The sequence below is a fragment of the Streptomyces sp. NPDC058371 genome, from assembly GCF_042723265.1.
Taxonomy (GTDB): Bacteria; Actinomycetota; Actinomycetes; order Streptomycetales; family Streptomycetaceae; genus Streptomyces.
In genome coordinates, this window is record NZ_JBHXJC010000001.1 from 161,412 (window position 1) to 181,104 (window position 19,693).

18 protein-coding genes are annotated in these 19,693 nt (G+C 70.4%); 6 read left to right on the forward strand and 12 right to left on the reverse strand.

Annotation, left to right across the window (positions count from 1 at the left end):
• Positions 1–204 precede the first annotated feature (204 nt).
• Positions 205–1,404, reverse strand: coding sequence for a PucR family transcriptional regulator (locus ACFWM2_RS00695; protein WP_383271508.1), 1,200 nt, complete (start codon positions 1,402–1,404; stop codon positions 205–207).
• A gap of 186 nt (positions 1,405–1,590) precedes the next feature.
• Here ACFWM2_RS00695 and ACFWM2_RS00700 point away from each other — a divergent pair, with 186 nt between their 5' ends.
• The 5 genes from ACFWM2_RS00700 to ACFWM2_RS00720 are packed head-to-tail and all read left to right on the forward strand — an operon-like array spanning position 1,591 to position 6,490.
• Positions 1,591–2,397: an ABC transporter ATP-binding protein gene (locus tag ACFWM2_RS00700; protein ID WP_383271510.1), complete on the forward strand. Its 807-nt coding sequence runs from the start codon at positions 1,591–1,593 to the stop codon at positions 2,395–2,397.
• Positions 2,394–3,212: an ABC transporter ATP-binding protein gene (locus ACFWM2_RS00705; RefSeq protein WP_383271512.1), complete on the forward strand. Its 819-nt coding sequence runs from the start codon at positions 2,394–2,396 to the stop codon at positions 3,210–3,212. Before ACFWM2_RS00700 ends, ACFWM2_RS00705 begins: the two co-directional genes overlap by 4 nt.
• Positions 3,209–4,099, forward strand: coding sequence for a branched-chain amino acid ABC transporter permease (locus tag ACFWM2_RS00710; RefSeq protein WP_383271514.1), 891 nt, complete (start codon positions 3,209–3,211; stop codon positions 4,097–4,099). The genes ACFWM2_RS00705 and ACFWM2_RS00710 overlap by 4 nt, the downstream gene beginning before the upstream one ends.
• Positions 4,092–5,231, forward strand: coding sequence for a branched-chain amino acid ABC transporter permease (locus tag ACFWM2_RS00715; protein WP_383271516.1), 1,140 nt, complete (start codon positions 4,092–4,094; stop codon positions 5,229–5,231). Before ACFWM2_RS00710 ends, ACFWM2_RS00715 begins: the two co-directional genes overlap by 8 nt.
• Complete coding sequence (locus ACFWM2_RS00720) at positions 5,228–6,490, forward strand: ABC transporter substrate-binding protein (protein ID WP_383271518.1); 1,263 nt, start codon at positions 5,228–5,230, stop codon at positions 6,488–6,490. Before ACFWM2_RS00715 ends, ACFWM2_RS00720 begins: the two co-directional genes overlap by 4 nt.
• A gap of 66 nt (positions 6,491–6,556) precedes the next feature.
• Here ACFWM2_RS00720 and pssA read toward each other — a convergent pair whose 3' ends face one another.
• From pssA to ACFWM2_RS00765, 9 genes are all read right to left on the reverse strand, one after another.
• Positions 6,557–7,375, reverse strand: coding sequence for a CDP-diacylglycerol--serine O-phosphatidyltransferase (gene pssA / locus ACFWM2_RS00725; protein WP_383274030.1), 819 nt, complete (start codon positions 7,373–7,375; stop codon positions 6,557–6,559).
• A gap of 22 nt (positions 7,376–7,397) precedes the next feature.
• Positions 7,398–8,054 carry a phosphatidylserine decarboxylase gene (locus ACFWM2_RS00730; protein ID WP_383271520.1) on the reverse strand — a complete coding sequence of 219 codons (657 nt, stop codon included), beginning with the start codon at positions 8,052–8,054 and terminating at the stop codon, positions 7,398–7,400.
• A gap of 170 nt (positions 8,055–8,224) precedes the next feature.
• Entirely contained in the window at positions 8,225–9,430 is a 1,206-nt protein-coding gene (locus ACFWM2_RS00735; protein ID WP_383271522.1) for an acyl-CoA dehydrogenase family protein, read from the reverse strand.
• Between the two features lie 2 nt (positions 9,431–9,432).
• Entirely contained in the window at positions 9,433–9,945 is a 513-nt protein-coding gene (locus ACFWM2_RS00740) for a MaoC family dehydratase (protein ID WP_383271524.1), read from the reverse strand.
• A gap of 5 nt (positions 9,946–9,950) precedes the next feature.
• Positions 9,951–10,922, reverse strand: coding sequence for an HpcH/HpaI aldolase/citrate lyase family protein (locus ACFWM2_RS00745; RefSeq protein ID WP_383271526.1), 972 nt, complete (start codon positions 10,920–10,922; stop codon positions 9,951–9,953).
• The gene (locus tag ACFWM2_RS00750; protein ID WP_383271528.1) at positions 10,919–12,946 is read right to left on the reverse strand and encodes a protein meaA; all 2,028 of its coding nucleotides are present in this window, start codon (positions 12,944–12,946) and stop codon (positions 10,919–10,921) included. The genes ACFWM2_RS00745 and ACFWM2_RS00750 overlap by 4 nt, the downstream gene beginning before the upstream one ends.
• Before the next feature lie 9 nt (positions 12,947–12,955).
• Entirely contained in the window at positions 12,956–14,293 is a 1,338-nt protein-coding gene (ccrA, locus tag ACFWM2_RS00755; RefSeq protein WP_383271530.1) for a crotonyl-CoA carboxylase/reductase, read from the reverse strand.
• Between the two features lie 437 nt (positions 14,294–14,730).
• On the reverse strand, positions 14,731–15,543 hold the full coding sequence (locus ACFWM2_RS00760) for a TetR family transcriptional regulator (RefSeq protein ID WP_383271532.1): 813 nt from the start codon (positions 15,541–15,543) through the stop codon (positions 14,731–14,733).
• Between the two features lie 136 nt (positions 15,544–15,679).
• Positions 15,680–17,485: a 3-hydroxyacyl-CoA dehydrogenase family protein gene (locus ACFWM2_RS00765; protein ID WP_383271534.1), complete on the reverse strand. Its 1,806-nt coding sequence runs from the start codon at positions 17,483–17,485 to the stop codon at positions 15,680–15,682.
• Positions 17,486–17,856: 371 nt separating this feature from the next.
• Between ACFWM2_RS00765 and ACFWM2_RS00770 the strand changes: the two genes are divergently transcribed.
• The gene (locus ACFWM2_RS00770; protein ID WP_383271536.1) at positions 17,857–18,438 is read left to right on the forward strand and encodes an adenylosuccinate lyase; all 582 of its coding nucleotides are present in this window, start codon (positions 17,857–17,859) and stop codon (positions 18,436–18,438) included.
• A 253-nt stretch (positions 18,439–18,691) separates the two neighbouring features.
• Here ACFWM2_RS00770 and ACFWM2_RS00775 read toward each other — a convergent pair whose 3' ends face one another.
• Together ACFWM2_RS00775 and ACFWM2_RS00780 are read right to left on the reverse strand one after the other, a co-directional pair.
• A complete protein-coding gene (locus ACFWM2_RS00775; protein ID WP_383274033.1) occupies positions 18,692–19,204 on the reverse strand; it encodes a GNAT family N-acetyltransferase in 513 nt (170 codons plus the stop codon).
• A gap of 20 nt (positions 19,205–19,224) precedes the next feature.
• Positions 19,225–19,623: a RidA family protein gene (locus ACFWM2_RS00780; protein ID WP_383271538.1), complete on the reverse strand. Its 399-nt coding sequence runs from the start codon at positions 19,621–19,623 to the stop codon at positions 19,225–19,227.
• Positions 19,624–19,693 lie beyond the last annotated feature (70 nt).

A 19,693-nucleotide genomic window follows, 5' to 3' on the forward strand; every position in this document is an offset into this window, starting at 1 on the left:
GTGCCACGCGATGATTTTTCCCCCCCTCCCCCCTCTCCCCTCCCCGTCCCTGGTCCTCTGCCCAGGACCCCCCCCCCCAAACATGGAGGGGCCGAAAAACCCACCCCCCCCGCGACGGCCGCGAAGCCTGAGGGACACGCCACTCAAGCCCCTCCGCGAAGCCTGAGGGACACGCCACTCCAGCCCCTCCCTGCAACCCCGAGGTCACACCCCCGACAGCCGGTACGCGTCCAATGCCAACGTCATCTCGATCAGATCCCGCGGACGGGCGAGGGAGCGGGACGTCAGCTGCTCCAGCCGTCGGAGCCGGTTGAAGACGGTGTTGCGGTGGCAGTACAGCCGACCCGCGGCCCGTCCGGCGGAGCCCTCGCAGGCCAGCCACACCTCCAGCGTCTCCAGCAGCACGGCCCGGTCGCCGGGCTCAAGGGCCAGCAGTGCCCCGAACACGTCCGCCACCAGCCGGCCCGCCAGCTCCGGCTGGCTCACCACCAACGCGGTCGGCATCCGCTGATCAAGTCGTACGACATCCCGCGCGTCCGGCGCGCAGGTCCGTAACGCGAGCTCGGCCAGCCGCCGGGCCCGCCCCAGCTCCGCGAGCCCGGCCACCACGGGGCTGATGCCGCCCGGCCCCTGACAGCGCCCGTCGAGCACCCGAACCACCGCGTCGAGCCCCTGACCGGGGCCGAGGGCCACCACACCCACCTCGCAGTCGGCCCGCATCCGCCAGATGAACCGGAGCCCGGCACCCAGCACGGGCCGCGGGCTGGTGTCCCGCCCGTCGTGCCGCTCCGCACGCAGCACCACGACCGCGTACGGCCCGCGCTCCGGCAGATCGAGCCCGGCCGCCGCACGCGCCGCGAGCCCCGGCGTGACCTGCCCCTCCAGCAGGGCGTCCAGCAGCGCCTGCAACTGCTCGTCCGTGCGCCGGCGCAGCTCCATCTCGGTGGCGAGATAGGACTCCGTGGCGATGGCGGCCTGCGCGTCCACGGCCGACCACACCATCGTCGCCGAACGCATCAGCGCAGCGAGCCGCTCCGGTTCCCGTCCGACCGCGCCCTCCATCAACTCGTCCCACACCAGATAGCCCGCGGCACGGTAGGCGTGCACGAGCAGTTCGAGCGGCAGCCCCTGCTGGGCCCGGTGCCGGCCCGCCTCCTCGGCGTACTCGAGGTCGCGGCGCGGCGAGTCCCGGGGCGCGGAGATCGTCTGGATGCCGATGCGCATCGCCGCCTCCGCCTCCCGCCACTGCTGGTCGTGCGGCAGCACCTGCCCGTAGACGGGCGAGTACTCGGTGAGCTGCCGCAGATGCTCGTCGACGAGTTCGGGCAGCCGTTCCAGCAGAGCCGCGCAGGACTCCCCGAGCAGCTTCCAGTCATGTCCGGTCCGCGATCTCCGCCCTCCCATGGCCGGAGGATGTCACCGGGACGCCGTGCCGCACAGGCCCCTGACACGCGGTGTTGTGCGCACGCACAACCGCCGGCCGCGACCTCTGGGCACCCGCCGCGTTTCGCCCCTGTCCCGTGGACGGACGTCCCGACCGGTGCTGGGGTGAGCGCCACATCGAGCGAGGACAGGGGGAGGTGAGGCGCCATGGGCGGTTCCGCGTTGGTGGTACGGGACCTGTCGGCCGGATACGGGCCCGTACGCGCCCTGCGCGGGGTGTCACTGGAGGTGCCCGACGGCGCCGTGGTCGCGGTGCTCGGCAGCAACGGCGCGGGCAAGTCGACCCTGCTGCGGGCGGTGTGCCGGACCCTCTCCTTCCACGGGGGAGCGGTGACCGGTGGCACGGTCGCCCTCGGCGGACGTCCGCTCGACCGGTTGCCGCCGGACCGGATGGTGGCCGCCGGGGTGTCCCAAGTGCCGGAGGGGCGGCGGGTGTTCGCCCGGATGACGGTCGCCGACAACCTGCGGGCCGGCGGGCTCGGCGCGGCCGGCGGCCGGGCGGAACGGGCCCGCGCCCTGCGCCGGGTGCACGACCTGTTCCCCGTGCTGGCCGAGCGGGCCCAGCAGCGTGCCGGGCTGCTGTCGGGTGGCGAGCAGCAGATGCTCGCGGTCGGCCGGGCGCTCATGGGAGCTCCGAAGGTGCTGCTCCTGGACGAGCCCTCGCTCGGCCTCGCCCCGCTGATGGCCCAGCGGATCGCCGAGACCGTACGGGAGATCAACGCGCAGGGCACCTCGGTGCTTCTCGTCGAGCAGAACGCCGCCCTCGCCCTGCGGCTCGCCTCGCGCGCGTACGTCCTCGAAGTCGGCGAGGTGACCCTGTCGGGCCCGGCCGGCGAACTCGCCGCCTCCGACGAGGTGCGCCGCCGCTATCTGGGCGTGGTCGACGAGGACGCGGCCGCCGACGCCTCCCCGGCGCGCGGAACCCTGCCGACACTGTCCCGGTGGGAGGGGTGAGTCCCGTGCCGGACCTCCCCCCGCTCCTGGTGAGGGAGTTGACGGTCCGCTTCGCCGGCCTGACGGCACTGGACGCCGTCAGCTTCACCGTCCGCCCCGGCACCGTGCACGCGCTCATCGGCCCCAACGGCGCGGGCAAGTCCACCTGCTTCAACGTGCTCTCCGGTGTCTGCCGGCCGGCCTCGGGCAGCGTCCGCTTCGGCGACCACGAGCTGACCGGCCTGCCCCCGCACCGGATCGCGGGGCTCGGCATCGCCCGTATCTTCCAGAACCTCGCCCTGCCCCCGCACACGACGGTCGAGGACTGCCTGCTGCTGGGCCGCCACCGGCTGACCCGCACCGGTTTCCTGGCCGCGGGCCTGCGGCTGCCGACGGCGGCACGCGAGGAGCGGCGGCACCGCGAACGCGTCCGTGAGATCGCCGCGTTCGTGGGTCTGGAGCAGTACCTCGACCGCCCGGCGGGCTCACTCCCGTACGGGCAGCAGAAGCTCGCCGAACTCGCCCGTGCCCTGTGCATGGAGCCCCGGCTCCTGCTTCTGGACGAGCCGGTCGCGGGCATGACGGCCGACGAACGGCGCCGTACCGCGGCGGTCGTCGCCGGAGTCCGCGACAGCCTCGGCCTCTCGATCGTGCTGGTGGAACACGACATGGGGGTGGTGATGCGGCTCGCGGACGCGGTGACCGTACTGGACTTCGGGCGTCTGATCGCGGACGGCGCCCCCAGGGACGTACAGAACGATCCGGCGGTCGTCCGTGCCTATCTGGGCGAGCGCGCCGACGGGGACGACCCCACCGCACAGGGGAGCGCGTCATGAGCACCTTCGCCGAACTCCTGCTCAACGGCGTCTCGTTGGGCTCCGTCTACGCACTCATCGCACTCGGTTTCGTCGTCATCTACCGGGCCACCGACGTCGTCAACTTCGCGCATGCCTCGCTGCTGCTGGCGGGCGGCTACCTCACCGCCTCGCTCCACGACGACATCGGCTTCTGGCCCGCGCTGCTCGCCGGGATCGCGGGCGCCGCGCTGGTGGGCGCAGCCGTGGAGTTCCTGGTGATGCGCCGCTACCGGGGGTCCGACCACAGCGTTCTCGCGATCGTCACCATCGGCGTCGACATCCTGCTCACCACCGAGCTGACCCGGCGGATCGGCACGGACGTGCTGCCGCTCGGCGACCCGTGGGGTGACGCCGTGCTCGCCGTCGGGCCGGTGTCCCTCGCCCACACCCGGATCGCCGCGTTCGCCGCCGCGGCCCTGCTCATCACGGCCTTCCTGCTGGCGTTCCGCTACACCTCGTGGGGGGTGGCGATGCGCGCGGCCGCCGAGAGCCCGGAGACCGCGGCCCTCATGGGCGTACGGCTGGGACGGGTGTCGCTCGGCGCCTGGGCGGTGGCCGGGGGCCTCGCCGCGGTCGCCGCGCTGTTCCTCACCGTGTTCCCGACACCGGGCCTGGAACGGGCCACCTCCCTCGCCGCCCTGAAGGCGTTCCCCGCGGCGATCCTCGGTGGCCTCGACTCGACGACGGGCGCGCTGGTGGGCGGGCTGCTCGTCGGTGTCACCGAGTCCCTCGCCACCGGCTACCAGAGCGACCTCACCTTCCTCGGCCGGGGCCTCGGCGACCTCGCTCCCTATCTGGTCATGGTGGCGATCCTGCTCATCAGGCCGGCCGGGCTGTTCGGCACGAAGGAGCTCGCCCGTGTCTGAGGTCCGCACGCGTACGGAGGCGAGCGGCACGCGGCCGGCCCGGCGCGTCCGCGGACGTACCTGTGCCTGGGCCGCCGGAGCCGCCCTGCTCCTCGCGCTCCCGTTCTACCTGGACCGCTTCTGGCTCCAGGCGGGCCTGTTCGCGATGGCCGCGGCGATCGGCGCGATCGGCCTCAACCTGCTCACCGGCGCGACCGGCCAGCTCTCCATGGGGCACGCCTTCTTCCTGGCGGTCGGCGCGTACGCCTACTGCGTGTTCGCCTCCGACGGAGGCGCCGGACTCACCGGTCTGGGGCTGCCCAGCTGGCTCGCGGTGATCCTCGCGGTCCTGGTCGCGGGGGTCGCCGGCGGCCTGTTCAGCCCCATCGCGGGACGACTGCGCGGCGCGTACCTCGGCATCGCCACCCTCGCCCTGATCTTCATCGGCCAGCACGTGCTGTTCAACGCGCGCGATCTGACGGGCGGGTTCAACGGGCGGGACGTTCCGCCGCTGAGCGTCCTCGGACTCACCTTCGACGACCGTGAACTCGTCGTCGCCGCCGTGCCCTTCGGTTCCGCCGAGAAGCTCTGGTACGCGGGACTGCTGCTGCTCCTCGGCGGTGCGCTCTTCGCCCGCGGGGTGCTGCGCGGCCGCCCGGGCCGGGCCATGAACGCGATCCGGGACCACCGGATCGCGGCCGGCGTGATCGGTGTCCCGGTCGCCCGCTACCGCGCCGCCGTCTTCGTCCTGTCCTCGATGTACGCGGGCCTGGCCGGGGTCCTGCTCGCGCTGGTCTTCCAGCGGACGGTGCCGGACTACTTCGGCATGACCCTCTCGCTCGAATACCTGGCCATGATCGTCATCGGCGGGCTCGGCTCGGTCGCCGGAGCGGTGGTCGGGGCCGCGTTCGTCTCCCTGCTGCCCCAGCTGCTGACCCGCTACAGCGACGCGCTGCCCCTCGTCTCGGAGCCCGGTACCGGCGGCATCGCACCGGGCGAGGCGGCCCGGTACCTGTACGGGGCCGCCGTCGTTGCGGTGGTCCTCTTCCTGCCGGGCGGCCTGGTCCGGGTGGCCGCCCTGCGCCGTGCGAGGTCCCGCCCGGCGCCCGACGCACAGCCCAAGGCAAGGTCCATCCCAGGGGAGGAACGATGAGGACGACGTATGCGGCCAGGGCGGCCGCGGGGGCGCTGGCCGCCCTGCTCGTGCTGGCCGGGTGCAGTTCCAAGGCCAAGGACGGGAACGACGACAAGAAGACCGCCGGCGGGGTGAAGACCGGCGACGGCATCTCCGGAAAGACCATCTCTCTCGGCGCGCTCACCGACATGACCGGTGTCTACGCCACCCTCGGCAAGAGCGTCACGCAGGCCCAGCGGCTTTACGTGAAGCAGGTCAACGCCGATGGCGGCATCTGCGGCTACCGGCTGGCGCTCACCGTCCGCGACCACGGCTACGACCCCCAGAAGGCGGTCTCCGGGTACACGGAGCTGGAGCCGAAGGTGCTGGGCTTCACGCAGTTCATCGGCTCGCCGTTCGTGGCCGCCGTCAAACAGCGCGTCGACGGCCGGGACAAGGGACTCGTCCTGCCCCAGGGCTGGTCCGCCACGCTGCTGGGCAGCCCCTACATCCGGGTCATCGGCTCCACGTACGACATCGAGACGATCAACGCGATCGACTTCCTGATGACGGAGAAGGGGCTCGCGAAGGGCGACAGGATCGGCCATGTGTACTTCGAGGGGGACTACGGCGAGAACGCCCTCGCCGGATCCACGTACATGGCGAAGAAGTCCGGACTCACCGTGGTCGAGCAGAAGATCAAGCCGACCGACAACGACATGACGGCCCAGGTCGCCGCGTTGAAGCAGGCCGGCGTCAAGGCGATCGTGATCAGTGCGGGCCCCCGGCAGGCGGCCTCGCTCGTCGGTGTCGCCGCGGCCGGGAAGTTCGACGTGCCGATCATCGGCAACAACTCGGCCTTCGCCCCGCAGCTGCTCGCCACCCAGGCGGGCCCGGCCCTGACGAAGAACTACTACGTCGCCTCGCCGTCACTGCCCGTAGGAGCCGACACACCGGAGGCGAAGAAGCTGGTCGCGGACTACCGGAAGGCCTATCCGAAGGACTCCCTCGACAACGGCGTGGTGGCCGGCTGGACCGCCGTCTCCGCGTTCGGCGAGGCGCTGAGGAAGGCCTGCGCCGCCAAGGACCTCACCCGCGAGGGCGTCGACGAGGCCCTGCTCACGATCGACGCCTTCGACCCGGGCTTCGGCGTCACCCAGGACTTCAGCGACCCGAAGTCCCCGTCCTCGAAGCAGAGCGTCATCCTGCGGCCGGACAAGAGCGCCGTGGGCGGCACGAAGGTCGTGCGTGAGGCCGCCGCCTCGTCCGTGGCCGAGGGCTACACGCCCGGCTCGTGACACCGCACGCAACGGCCGAAGGGCCCCGAACCGGTCGGTTCGGGGCCCTTCGGCCGGCTTTGAGCGCTACGGCAGCTGTGCCGCACGCGCCTCACGCCGGTTGTCCCGGAAGTTGTTCACCCGGCGGGCCGTGGCGAACAGGGGGATCACCGCGCCCATGACGAGCTGCAGCGCACAGCCGGTCTGCAGGAGGAGCTGCCCGCTCGGCGCGTCGAAGGCCCAGGCCGCCAGCAGGCCCATGCTCAGGACGATCCAGGAGAGCATCGCCACCGCGAGGCGGCCACGCGGCTTCGGGTACTCGACCCGGCTCACCATCAGCCAGGCGGTGCCGATGATCGCCATGAGCGTGGCGACGAACGGCAGCTCCAGCAGCACGATGGAGACCACGGTGAGTGCCCCGAAGGGCGACGGCATGCCCTGGAACGTGCCGTCCTTGACCGTGACGCAGGAGAAGCGCGCGAGTCTCAGTACGACCGCGAGGAGGACCACGATGGCCCCCACCGCCGCCACTCGCTGGTGCGCGTCGTCCGCGACCATGCCGTAGACCAGCACGAAGTACGCCGGCGCCAGACCGAAGCTGATCAGGTCGGACAGGTTGTCCAGCTCCGCGCCCATGGGGGAGGAGCGCAGCTTGCGGGCCACCAGACCGTCGAAGAGGTCGAAGACCGCCGCGCACAGCATGAGGATGACGGCCGTGGCGGCGCTGTGGCGCGCCATGCCCGTCTCCTGGCTGCCCGTGAGGTGCGGGATCAGGATGCCGGTGGTCGTGAAGTACACCGCCATGAAGCCGCACGTGGCGTTACCGAGGGTGAGCGTGTCCGCTATTGAGAGGCGGAGGGACAGCGGCATTTCCTCCGCGTCGTCGTCCAGCTCGGCCTCCGGCACCCAGCCGGTCTGCGTCTCGGGATCAATCACGGTCAATTCGAGTCACCCCAGCCACGGTCTTCTGACCGACCTCCACGTCGACCTCGACACCCTCGGGGAGGTAGATGTCGACGCGCGAACCGAAGCGGATCAGACCGATCCGGTCGCCCTGCTCCACCTTCGTGCCCTGGGGGATGTAAGGCACGATACGCCGGGCGACCGCGCCGGCGATCTGGATCATCTCGATGTCACCGAGCTCGGTGTCGAAGTGCCAGACGACGCGCTCGTTGTTCTCGCTCTCCTTGTTGAACGCCGGAACGAACCCACCGGGGATGTGCTCGACCGACGTCACCGTGCCGGAGAGGGGCGCGCGGTTGACGTGGACGTTGAGCGGGCTCATGAAGATCGCGACGCGGGTACGCCCGTCCTTCCACGGCATGATGCTCTGCACCACACCGTCGGCGGGCGAGATGACCCGGCCCTGCGTGATCTCGCGCTCTGGGTCGCGGAAGAACCACAGCATGCCCGCCGCGAGCGCGGTGGCGGGTACGGCCACGGCCTTGGCCACGCCGGAGCGGCGGGCACGGGCCAGGCTGAGTGCTGCGGTGGCAACGGTCGGGAGTAGCCACGGCGATGCTCCGCGCGCGAGGCGTACGCCTGCCAGGCTGTCGCGAGGTGCAGAGGTTTGGCTGTGGGGCATGGATGACCTTCGTAGCGGATGATGCCGCGCAGTGACGGGGGACGGCGGCTTTCCCGGGATCGTACCGGTCGCGGGCCACAACTGGGTAAGCCAGGAAGCCGAGTCGGCGGCTGAAGAGTGTTGACGGGGTGTGACCTTCTTCTCGAAGAAAACACCCCTTATCCGGACATCTAGCCCTGGAGTCGATACTCTTCGAGCAACCTGCGCCCGATGATCATTTTCTGGATTTCGGCGGTACCTTCACCGATCAGCAACATCGGCGCTTCCCGGTAGAGACGCTCGATCTCGTACTCCTTGGAGAAGCCGTAGCCACCGTGGATCCGGAAGGCGTCCTCGACTACTTCCTTGCAGTATTCGGAGGCGAGGTACTTCGCCATCCCTGCTTCCAGGTCGTTTCGCTCCCCGGAGTCCTTTTTGCGTGCTGCGTTGACCATCATCGCATGGGCGGCCTCGACCTTGGTAGCCATCTCCGCGAGCTTGAACTGGATCGCCTGGTGCTGGGCGATCTGCTTGCCGAAAGTGTGACGCTGCTGGGCATAGGAGACGCCCAGCTCAAAGGCACGCTGAGCGACACCGCAGCCACGCGCCGCCACGTTCACGCGGCCGACTTCGACTCCGTCCATCATTTGGTAAAACCCTCGGCCGGTGGCGCCTCCGAGCACACGATTGGCCGGAATCCGCAGCCCGTCCATGATCAGTTCGGTGGTGTCGACGCCCTTGTAACCCATCTTGTCGATCTTCCCGGGGATGGTGAGGCCGGGGCGGACCTCTCCGAAGCCGGGCTCCTTCTCGACCAGGAAGGTCGTCATCGACTTGTGGGGCGCCGTGCCCTCGGGGTGTCCTTCGTCACTACGGACGAGAACGGCCACGAGATTCGATGTGCCGCCGTTCGTCAGCCACATCTTCTGACCGTTCAGGACGTACTCGTCGCCGTCCTTGACCGCCTTGGACGTGATCGCCGACACGTCCGAACCGAGCGCCGGCTCCGACATCGAGAAGGCGCCACGGGTCTCGCCGAGCGCCATCTTCGGCAGGAAGTGGTCCTTCTGCTCCTGCGTGCCGTGCTGCTTGAGCATGTACGCCACGATGAAGTGCGTGTTGATGATGCCGGAGACGGACATCCAGCCGCGCGCGATCTCCTCGACGCAGAGCGCGTACGTCAGCAGGGACTCGCCCAGACCGCCGTACTCCTCGGGGATCATCAGTCCGAAGAGGCCCAACTCCTTGAGGCCGTCGACGATCTGCTGCGGGTACTCGTCGCGGTGCTCCAGCTCGGTGGCGACCGGGATGATCTCCTTGTCCACGAAGTCGCGGACGGTGGAGAGGATCTCCCGCTGGATGTCGGTGAGACCGGCGGTCTGGGCGAGTCGCGCCATGGCTACTTCTCCTGTGACTTCAGCTCCGGGCGGCCGGGCTGTTCGCCGCCGCGCTCCTTGATGTACGTCTCGGTGGGAACCATCACCTTGCGCCGGAACACGCAGACCAGCGTGCCGTCCTGCTTGTAGCCCTTGGTCTCGACGTGGACGATCCCGCGGTCCGACTTGGACCTCGAAGGCGTCTTGTCGAGGACCGTGGTCTCGCCGTAGATCGTGTCGCCGTGGAAGGTCGGCGCGACGTGCTTCAGCGACTCGACCTCCAGGTTGGCGATGGCCTTGCCGGACACGTCCGGCACCGACATGCCGAGCAGGAGCGAGTAGATGTAGTTCCCGACGACGACGTTCTTCCCGAAGTCCGTCGTCTTCTCTGCGTAGTTGCTGTCCATGTGGAGCGGGTGGTGGTTCATGGTCAGCAGACAGAAGAGGTGGTCGTCGTATTCGGTGACGGTTTTCCCGGGCCAGTGCTTGTAGACCGCGCCGACCTCGAACTCCTCGTAGGTGCGTCCGAACTGCATGGTGCTCAGGCCTCCGGGGCTTCGAACTTGCTGGTGCGCTGCATGCCGGCGGCCCGGCCCTTGCCCGAGATGACGAGCGCCATCTTGCGGCTGGCCTCGTCGATCATCTCGTCGCCGAGCATCGCGGAGCCCTTCTTGCCGCCCGCCTCGGACGTGCAGTACTCGTACGCGTCCAGGATCAGTTCGGCGTGGTCGAAGTCCTCCTGCGAGGGCGAGAAGATCTCGTTCGACGCCTCGACCTGGCCCGGGTGCAGCACCCACTTGCCGTCGAAGCCGAGGGCGGCGGCGCGCTGCGCGACCTCGCGGTAGCCGTCCACGTTGCGGATCTGCAGGTAGGGACCGTCGATCGCCTGGAGGTCGTACGTACGGGCCGCCATCAGGATCTTCATCAGGATGTAGTGGTAGGCGTCCGCGCCGTAGCCGGGCGGCTGTTCGCCCACGACCAGGGTCTTCATGTTGATGGAGGCCATGAAGTCGGCCGGGCCGAAGATGATGGTCTCGGTGCGCGGCGAGGCGGCCGCGATCTCGTTGACGTTGACCAGACCCTTGGCGTTCTCGATCTGCGCCTCGATGCCGATCCGCCCGACCTCGAAGCCCATCGTCTTCTCGATCTGGGTCAGCAGCAGGTCGAGGGCGACGACCTGCTGGGCGTCCTGGACCTTCGGCAGCATGATGCAGTCGAGGTTCGGCCCCGCGCCCTCGACGACCGTGACGACGTCGCGGTACGTCCACTCGGTCGTCCAGTCGTTGACCCGCACGACCCTCGTCTTGCCGGTCCAGTCGCCCTCGTTGAGGAACTTGACGATCGTGTGCCGCGCCTCGGGCTTGGCGAGCGGCGCGCAGGCGTCCTCCAGGTCGAGGAAGACCTGGTCGGCGGGGAGGCCCTGGGCCTTCTCCAGGAAGCGGGGGTTGCTTCCGGGCACCGCGAGGCAGGAGCGGCGGGGGCGAAGCCGGTTCACGGGAGCGGGCGTGGTCATGCGGGGACCTCCAGGGGGTCGAGCTTGTTCGCTTTGCGGATCTCGTCGACGATACGGCCGATGATTCCGGTGATGTCGAAGTCCTTCGGGGTGAAGACCGCGGCGACTCCCGCGGCCCGCAGCTGTTCGGCGTCGGCGTTCGGGATGATCCCGCCGGCGATCACCGGGATGTCGCCCGCACCGGCCTCGCGCAGCCGCTCCAGCACGTCCGGCACCAACTGCGCGTGCGAACCGGACAGGATGGACAGACCGACGCCGTGCACGTCCTCGGCGACGGCCGCGTCCACGATCTGTTCGGGCGTGAGCCGGATGCCCTGGTACACCACCTCGAAGCCGGCGTCGCGGGCCCGTACGGCGATCTGCTCGGCGCCGTTGGAGTGGCCGTCCAGACCCGGCTTGCCCACCAGGAAGCGGAGCTTGCCCACGCCCAGGTCCTGCGCGGTCAGCTCCACCTTGCGGCGGACCGCAGCGAGCGCGGTGCCCCCCTCGGCGGTGACCGCGAGGGGCGCGGACGAGACGCCGGTCGGGGCGCGGAACTCGCCGAACACCTCGCGCAGGGCCCCGGACCACTCGCCGGTCGTGACGCCGGCGCGGGCGCACTCCAGGGTGGCCTCCATGAGGTTGTCGGTGCCCTTGGCCGCCTCCTTCAGCCGCTCCAGTGCCTTGCACGGGCGCGGGTGGTTGAACGGCGGCTGGTAACGGGTGTCGCGCCAGTGCGCGAGCGCCGTGACCACCCGGGCCTCGACCGCCGGGTCGACCGTCTGGATCGCCGCGTCCAGGTCGGCCGTGAGGGGGTTCGGCTCGGTCGACTCGAAGATGTTGACGCCGACGATCTTCTCGGTGCCTCCCTCGATCCGGGCCCGGCGCTCGGCGTGCGAGGAGACGAGCTGCGACTTCAGATAGCCCGACTCGACGGCGGCCATCGCGCCGCCCATCTCCTCGATCCGCGCCATCTCCGCGAGCGACTCCTCCACCAGGGAAGCCACCTTGGCCTCGACGACGTGCGAGCCCTCGAAGATGTCCGCGTACTCCAGCAGATCGCTCTCGTACGCGAGCACCTGCTGCATGCGCAGGGACCACTGCTGGTCCCAGGGCCGGGGCAGGCCCAACGCCTCGTTCCAGGCCGGGAGTTGCACGGCACGCGCGCGTGCGTCCTTGGAGAGCGTCACGGCCAGCATCTCCAGCACGATCCGCTGGACGTTGTTCTCCGGCTGCGCCTCGGTGAGGCCGAGGGAGTTGACCTGGACGCCGTAGCGGAAGCGGCGCTGCTTGGGGTTCTCGATGCCGTACCGCTCGCGCGTGATCCGGTCCCAGATCCGGCCGAACGCCCGCATCTTGCACATCTCCTCGATGAAGCGGACGCCCGCGTTCACGAAGAAGGAGATACGGGCGACGACGTCACCCATCCGCTCCAGCGGCACCTGACCGGAGTCGCGGACCGCGTCGAGGACCGCGATGGCCGTGCTCATGGCGTACGCGATCTCCTGGACCGGGGTGGCCCCGGCCTCCTGGAGGTGGTACGAGCAGATGTTGATCGGGTTCCACTTGGGCATGTGGCTGACCGTGTACGCGATCATGTCCGTCGTCAGCCGCAGCGAAGGCACCGGCGGGAAGACATGGGTCCCCCGCGACAGGTACTCCTTCACGATGTCGTTCTGGGTCGTCCCCTGGAGCTGGGTGATGTCCGCACCCTGCTCCTCGGCGACGACCTGATAGAGCGCCAGCAGCCACATGGCGGTGGCGTTGATGGTCATCGAGGTGTTCATCTGCTCCAGGGGGATGTCCTGGAACAGCCGGCGCATGTCACCGACGTGCGAGACGGGGACTCCGACCCGGCCGACCTCGCCGCGGGCGAGGATGTGGTCGGGGTCGTAGCCGGTCTGTGTCGGCAGGTCGAACGCGACCGACAGACCCGTCTGGCCCTTGGCGAGGTTGCGCCGGTACAGCTCGTTGGACGCCTCCGCGGTGGAGTGACCGGCGTACGTGCGCATGAGCCACGGCCGATCCTTCTGACGCTCAGTCATCTGGGGACCTCAGACGTTCCGGAAGCGGTTGATGGCGTCGATGTGCTGGGCGCGCTTCTCCGCGTCACGCACTCCCAGGCCCTCGCCCGGGGCGAGCGCCAGGACTCCGACCTTGCCCTGGTGGAGGTTGCGGTGCACGTCGTACGCGGCCTGCCCCGTCTCTTCGAGGGAGTACACCTTCGACAGCGTCGGGTGGATCTTGCCCTTCGCGACCAGCCGGTTGGCCTCCCAGGCCTCGCGGTAGTTGGCGAAGTGCGAGCCGATGATCCGCTTGAGGCTCATCCAGAGGTAGCGGTTGTCGTACTCGTGGTTGTAGCCCGAGGTGGAGGCGCAGGTGACGATGGTGCCGCCCTTGCGGGTGACGTACACGGAGGCGCCGAAGGTCTCGCGCCCCGGGTGCTCGAAGACGATGTCGACGTCCTCGCCACCGGTCAGCTCACGGATCCGCTTCCCGAAGCGCTTCCACTCCTTCGGGTCCTGGTTGTGCTCGTCCTTCCAGAACTTGTAGTCCTCGGCGTTGCGGTCGATGATCGCCTCGGCGCCCATCGCCCGGCAGATGCCCGCCTTCTGCTCGCTGCTCACGACACAGATGGGGTTGGCGCCGCCGGCGAGCGCGAACTGCGTGGCGTACGAGCCGAGCCCACCGCTCGCGCCCCAGATGAGGACGTTGTCGCCCTGCTTCATGCCGGCGCCGTTGCGGGAGACCAGCTGGCGGTACGCGGTCGAGTTCACCAGGCCCGGAGCGGCGGCCTCCTCCCAGCTGAGGTGGTCCGGCTTCGGCATCAGCTGGTTGGACTTCACGAGCGCGACCTCGGCGAGCCCGCCGAAGTTGGTCTCGAAGCCCCAGATGCGCTGCTCCGGGTCGAGCATCGTGTCGTTGTGGCCGTCGGACGACTCCAGCTCGACGGACAGACAGTGCGCGACGACCTCGTCGCCGGGCTTCCAGGCGTTGACGCCGGGGCCGGTGCGCAGGACGACGCCCGCGAGGTCGGAGCCGATGATGTGGTACGGCAGGTCGTGGCGCTTGGTGAGCTCGCTGAGCCTGCCGTAGCGCTCCAGGAAGCCGAAGGTCGCCATCGGCTCGAAGATCGAGGTCCAGACCGAGTTGTAGTTGACCGAGGAGGCCATCACGGCGACCAGGGCCTCGCCGGGGCCGAGCTCCGGCACGGGCACGTCGTCCAGGTGGATCGACTTGCGGGGGTCCTTGTCGCGGGTTTCGAGCCCCGCGAACATCTCCGTCTCGTCCTTGTGCACGGTGATCGCGCGGTAGGACTCGGGCAGCGGCAGAGCGGCGAAGTCGGCAGACGTGGCGGTCTGCGACTGAATCGCGTCCAGGATTTCCTTCACGGTGTTGCCTCCGGCGAATGGCGTCTTGAGGGAAGACGCTGAGGGGACGTCGGGGTGGTGTGCTGGTGAGGCGTGCCGTCGGTTCGGCGGGGTGGAGCTCGGCAGCGCTTTGTCGGCGCGGAAGGGTGCCTGTGACGCAGGCGTCCGGGCGCGCTCGCCAATGGCTTGCGGGGACAGCCGGCGTACGCATGGTCTCTGCACGCCGGCCGCCCGGACACTTTCAACGTATGGCACGCCGTGTCACCTGACAAGGCACGCAGTGCCAGAAAGTGCGCTCAGGTGAAATCTTTACGTAACATGTGAGCGATGATCGATCAGACGGGCCCGGAAAAAGGCACAAAAACGCCGGACGGGCTCAAATCGAGCCGGTCCGGCGATTGAGAACGAGCGGCGGAGCCGCGGTCCGTTGACGGAGCCGCGGTGCGGTGACGGCAGCCCTACGACCGCTCGCGAAGAGCCTTCTCGATGGTCCGCATGACCTGGTCCAGCGGCGCGTCGACCCGGGCCACGGTCACCAGCACATCCCCCTCCGTGAAGGAGGAAGCCGGCGACCCCTGCGGCGCAACCTCGCGCCCGGCGCCGATCCCCGACCCGAACGTCTTCCTGACGATCGCGAAGGCGTGGTCCAGCTGGGTCTCGACGTCGCCCTGGCCGCCCGCGCGCAGCCAGCGCCGCAGTACGTGGTTGTGGGCCGTGACCACGGCGGAGGCGGCGACCTCGGCCAGCAGCGGATCGTCGTTGGCGTCGTCGTCGTGGGCGTGCTCGTCGAAGTGGCCCAGCAAGTAGCGGGTGAAGAGGCGCTCGTAGCGGGCCACCGAGGCGATCTCGGCCTCGCGCAGCGTCGGCACCTCGCGGGTGAGCTTGTAGCGCGAGACGGAGATCTCGGGCCGGGCCGCGTACATCTTCATGACTTCCTTGATGCCACGGCACACCGTGTCCAGCGGGTGCTCGTGCGCGGGCGCCGCGTTGAGCACCGCCTCCGCCCGGATCAGGGTGTCGTCGTGGTCCGGGAAGATCGCTTCTTCCTTGGAGCGGAAGTGCCGGAAGAACGTCCGTCGGGCCACCCCGGCCTGCGCCGCGATCTCGTCGACGGTGGTCGCCTCGTACCCCTTGGTCGCGAACAGCTCCATGGCCGCGGCCGCCAGTTCGCGGCGCATCTTGAGCCGCTGCGCCGCTGCGCGACTGCCCGCGGCACTCTCCGGTGCGTCGGGCGCGGCTGATGTACGTGAGGACTTGGCGGGCTGGGACATGACCCGAACGTACTGCATCTGTGCAGGAGAGTGCGCATGTCCGGGGGTCCCCCCGCCCTCGGCGGGCGGGGGGCCGGCGGCCGGGCCGAGGAGTCCGCCCCAGTCGGCGGACTCCTCGTACCAGTCCTCGCGCGGCTCAGCGCCGGGCATATTCGCGGAAGCCGCGGCCCGTCTTGCGGCCGAGGCAGCCCGCGGCCACCAGGTGCTCGAGGAGCGGCGCCGGGGCCAGGCCCGGATCGCGGAACTCGCGGTGCAGCACCTTCTCGATGGCGAGGGAGACGTCGAGGCCGACGACGTCCAGGAGTTCGAAGGGCCCCATCGGGTAGCCGCCGCCGAGCTTCATGGCGGCGTCGATGTCGTCGAGCGTCGCGTAGTGCTCCTGGACCATCTTGATCGCGTTGTTCAGGTACGGGAACAGCAGCGCGTTCACGATGAATCCGGCGCGGTCGCCGCAGTCCACCGGGTGCTTGCGGATCTTCGCGCACACCTCGCGGACCGTCGCGTGCACGTCGTCCGTGGTCAGGACCGTACGGACCACCTCGACGAGCTTCATCGCCGGCGCCGGGTTGAAGAAGTGCATGCCGATCACGTCCTGCGGGCGCGAGGTGGCACGGGCGCAGGCGACGACGGGCAGCGAGGAGGTGGTGGTGGCGAGGATCGCCCCCGGCTTGCAGACCTTGTCGAAGGTGGCGAAGAGCTGCTGCTTGATCTCCAGGTCCTCGGCGACGGCCTCCAGGGCGAGATCGACCTCGGCGAAGGCGTCGTACGAACCCGCCGGGGTGATCCGGTCCAGGGTCTCCGCGGCCGCCTCGGCGGTCAGCCGGCCCTTGTCGACGGAGCGCGAAAGCGACTTGCCGATACGGGCCTTGGCGGCCTGTGCCTTCTCCTCGCTGCGCGCGGCGAGCACGACCTCGTACCCGGCCTTGGCGAAGACCTCGGCGATACCGGAGGCCATGGTGCCGGAGCCCGCGACACCGACCGAGCGCACGGTACGGCCGGTCGCTCCCGCCGCTCCGGCGAGCGGTGTCAGGGCGTCGGCGACGACGGTGGAGCTGCCCGGCGCCTCGTACGAGTAGAAGCCGCGGCCCGTCTTGCGGCCGGTCAGGCCGGCCTCGCTGAGCTGCTTGAGGACGGGGGAGGGTGCGTGCAGACGGTCGTGCGACTCCGCGTACATGGCCTCCAGGACCGTGCGGGCGGTGTCGACGCCGATCAGGTCGAGCAGGGCGAGCGGCCCCATGGGCAGCCCGCAGCCGAGCTTCATCGCCGCGTCGATGTCCTCGCGGGAGGCGTACTTGGCCTCGTACATCGCGGCGGCCTGGTTGAGGTAGCCGAACAGCAGCCCGTCGGCGACGAAACCGGGGCGGTCGCCGACCGCGACGGGCTCCTTGCCCAGCTCGATCGCCAGGTCGGTGACCGCGGCGACGGCCTGCGGCGCCGTGAGCACCGAGGAGACCACCTCGACCAGCCGCATCGCGGGCGCCGGATTGAAGAAGTGCAGCCCGAGCACGCGCTCCGGGTGGGCGGAGTCGGCCGCGAGCCGGGTGACCGAGAGGGCGTTGGTTCCGGTCGCGAGGATGGTCTCCGGGCGCACGATGTCGTCGAGCGCCCGGAAGACCTGCTGCTTGATGTCGTACGACTCCGGGGTCACCTCGATGACCAGGTCGGCGTCGGCCGCCGCCCGCAGGTCGGTGAAGGTGCGGAAGCGGGCGAGGGCGTCGTCGCGCTCCTGCTCCGTGAGGCGGCCGCGCTGCACGGCGCGGGCGGTGGAGGTTTCGAGCGCCGTGACGGCCTGGGCGGCCGCGGCCTCGCTGATGTCGATGCCGACGACCTCGCGGCCGGCCCGGGCGAGGACCTCGGCGATGCCGGTGCCCATCGTGCCGAGGCCGATGACGGCGACGGTCTTCAGTGGGGACAGAGGGGTGTCGGACAGGGGAGTGGCCATCGCGGGACTCCAGGAAGAGGGTGACGACTGAGGGGTGCAGGCGGGTACGCCGACGGGCGCACGGAGTGCGGTGGTTGCGGGTGTTACCGGGCTGACGAGCGCACACGCCCGGTGCCGTCCGAGGGCGTCGGCGAACGCACGCCCCGCTGAACGGTGAAGCCGACCGGCTCTGTCCCGGAGCCAAGTCGTACTGCGGTACCTGAGGTACCGAACCGACTGCACTCGCGGCGGCTGCGTCACCAGGCCACCGCAAGCAGAACGCGAGTGGGTAACTCGCTCGTCTGAGCTTAACCCGCCAGTAACGAGCGCGCCAGCCCTTGAGTTTGTGATGTAGCTCCCCGCACCTCAGGGGCCCCTCTAGGCTCGGCGTCATGGACGAGGAGTTGCGATCACTCACGGAGCGTATACATGGCGAGGCGGGGGGCTCGACGGCGTACGACCGCCTCCGGACGGCCGGGGACCTCGATGAGCTGGCCGCCACGCTGACCGCTCCCGGACAGCCGCTGTGGGCCCGGGAGTTGGCCGCCTTCCGGCTCGGGACCGCCGGGGACCGGCGGGCCTTCGAGGCGCTCGTCCTGCTCCTCAACCACCGCGACCCGCAGCGCTGCGCTTCCGCCGCGTACGCCCTGGCCCGGCTCGGCGATCCGCGCACCGCCCGCGCGGCGGCCGCGCTCGCCACCAACGAACTGCGCGTCGCGTACGCGCTGCATCCGGTCCGGCTCCTGGTGGAGCTGCGCGCGCCCGAATCCGTACCCGCGCTCGTCACCACGCTGCGGCGCAGGCTGCGCCCGCACGACCCCTACCGCAGGGTCGCGCTCGCGTGCGTGGACGGGCTCGGGGCACTGGGCGACCCGCGGGCGAGGCCCGTACTCACCGAGGCCCTGGCCCACCCCACGCTCGCGGAGGCGGCCGTCCACGCATTGGCACGTCTGCCGAAGGCCGCACGGCCGTAGCCGAAGCGGACCGGTTCGGCGCACCCGGGCTGCCGCAGCTGTAGCCGATGGGAACGGGTGCGGCTCCCCGGGCCGACGGCCATACCTGCCGAAGCCGGAGCCGGAGCCGGAGCCGGAGCCGGAGCCGGAGCCGGAGCCGCAGCCGGAGCCGGAGCCGCAGCCGAGGCCGAACCGGTTCGGCCCTTACGCCGTGGCGGCCACGTCCGTCGCAGCCGAAGCGGACGGGTCCTTGCGCCCAGGGGCTGGTGCTTCCTCAGCCCGGCCCGGAGCCGACCGGTGCGCGCACGTAGCGCACCTCGGGGACCGCGACACCGTCCACCTCGAAGGGCTCCTCCGCGCCGTCCGGCCGGAAGCCCGCCCGCTCGTAGAAGCGGCGGGCCGGGGTGTTCCCCTTGAGGACCCACAGGAGCACGCGCGGACGGCCGGCGGCCGCGCACCGGCCGGTGGACTCCGCGAGCAGCGCCCGGCCCGCCCCGGCCCCGACGTGGTCGGGGTGGACGTAGATCGCGTACAACTCGGCGTCGCCGGTGGTCGATTCACCGTCCCGGTACGGCCCGTGGCAGGCCCAGCCGACCACCCGGCTGTCGTGCACCGCGACCAGGTTCACGACGCCGGCCCCGCTCTGCCGGAGGAACGCGCGCCGCCGCTCCGCGTCCCGCTCCACGCTGAGCGCGTCGAGATACGGCTGCGGTATCAGCCCCCGGTACGCGGTCTGCCAGCCCCGGATGCGGATCTCGGCCACCCTGTGACAGTCGTCGAGGGTCATCTCCCGGATGCGTGGGTCGCTCACCCGCTCAGGACCGCGTAGGCCTCGATCTCCATCAGGAACTCGGGGCGGACCAGCGCGGCGACCTGGACCGCAGACGCGGCGGGCAGGCGGTCCGCGGACAGGTGCGCGTCGCGGGCCGCGCGGATCGCGGGCAGGTGGGCCATGTCCGTCACGAAGAAGGTGAGCTTGACGACGTCGTCGAACGTCCCGCCGGCCGCGGCCAGGCAGCGGCGCAGATTCTCGAAGACCTGACGGGCCTGGGCCGCCGGGTCGCCCTCGCCGACGAGCTTGCCGTCCTCGTCCAGGGGGAGTTGGCCGGACACGGCCACGAAGCGGCCCGTGCCCATGACGACATGGGTGTAGGCGGCGGCGGGGGCGACCCCGTCGGGGGCGGGAATGCGGATCAGCTCGCTCATGCGTCCATGGTGGACCACGGGTCCGACAACGCCCCCGACGGGTGAGGCCTGCACCGGCCGTCCGGCCGGT

Bases quoted from the DNA above. Each gene is read 5' to 3' on its own strand.
- ACFWM2_RS00710 (WP_383271514.1), top strand. From the start codon at position 3,209: ATGAGCACCTTCGCCGAACTCCTGCTCAACGGCGTCTCGTTGGGCTCC.
- ACFWM2_RS00745 (WP_383271526.1), bottom strand. From the start codon at position 10,922: ATGACCACGCCCGCTCCCGTGAACCGGCTTCGCCCCCGCCGCTCCTGC.
- ACFWM2_RS00720 (WP_383271518.1), top strand. From the start codon at position 5,228: ATGAGGACGACGTATGCGGCCAGGGCGGCCGCGGGGGCGCTGGCCGCC.
- ACFWM2_RS00740 (WP_383271524.1), bottom strand. From the start codon at position 9,945: ATGCAGTTCGGACGCACCTACGAGGAGTTCGAGGTCGGCGCGGTCTAC.
- ACFWM2_RS00695 (WP_383271508.1), bottom strand. From the start codon at position 1,404: ATGGGAGGGCGGAGATCGCGGACCGGACATGACTGGAAGCTGCTCGGG.
- ACFWM2_RS00780 (WP_383271538.1), bottom strand. From the start codon at position 19,623: ATGAGCGAGCTGATCCGCATTCCCGCCCCCGACGGGGTCGCCCCCGCC.
- ACFWM2_RS00750 (WP_383271528.1), bottom strand. From the start codon at position 12,946: ATGACTGAGCGTCAGAAGGATCGGCCGTGGCTCATGCGCACGTACGCC.
- ACFWM2_RS00765 (WP_383271534.1), bottom strand. From the start codon at position 17,485: ATGGCCACTCCCCTGTCCGACACCCCTCTGTCCCCACTGAAGACCGTC.
- ACFWM2_RS00775 (WP_383274033.1), bottom strand. From the start codon at position 19,204: ATGACCCTCGACGACTGTCACAGGGTGGCCGAGATCCGCATCCGGGGC.
- ACFWM2_RS00735 (WP_383271522.1), bottom strand. From the start codon at position 9,430: ATGGCGCGACTCGCCCAGACCGCCGGTCTCACCGACATCCAGCGGGAG.
- ACFWM2_RS00700 (WP_383271510.1), top strand. From the start codon at position 1,591: ATGGGCGGTTCCGCGTTGGTGGTACGGGACCTGTCGGCCGGATACGGG.
- ACFWM2_RS00730 (WP_383271520.1), bottom strand. From the start codon at position 8,054: ATGCCCCACAGCCAAACCTCTGCACCTCGCGACAGCCTGGCAGGCGTA.
- ACFWM2_RS00770 (WP_383271536.1), top strand. From the start codon at position 17,857: ATGGACGAGGAGTTGCGATCACTCACGGAGCGTATACATGGCGAGGCG.
- ACFWM2_RS00760 (WP_383271532.1), bottom strand. From the start codon at position 15,543: ATGTCCCAGCCCGCCAAGTCCTCACGTACATCAGCCGCGCCCGACGCA.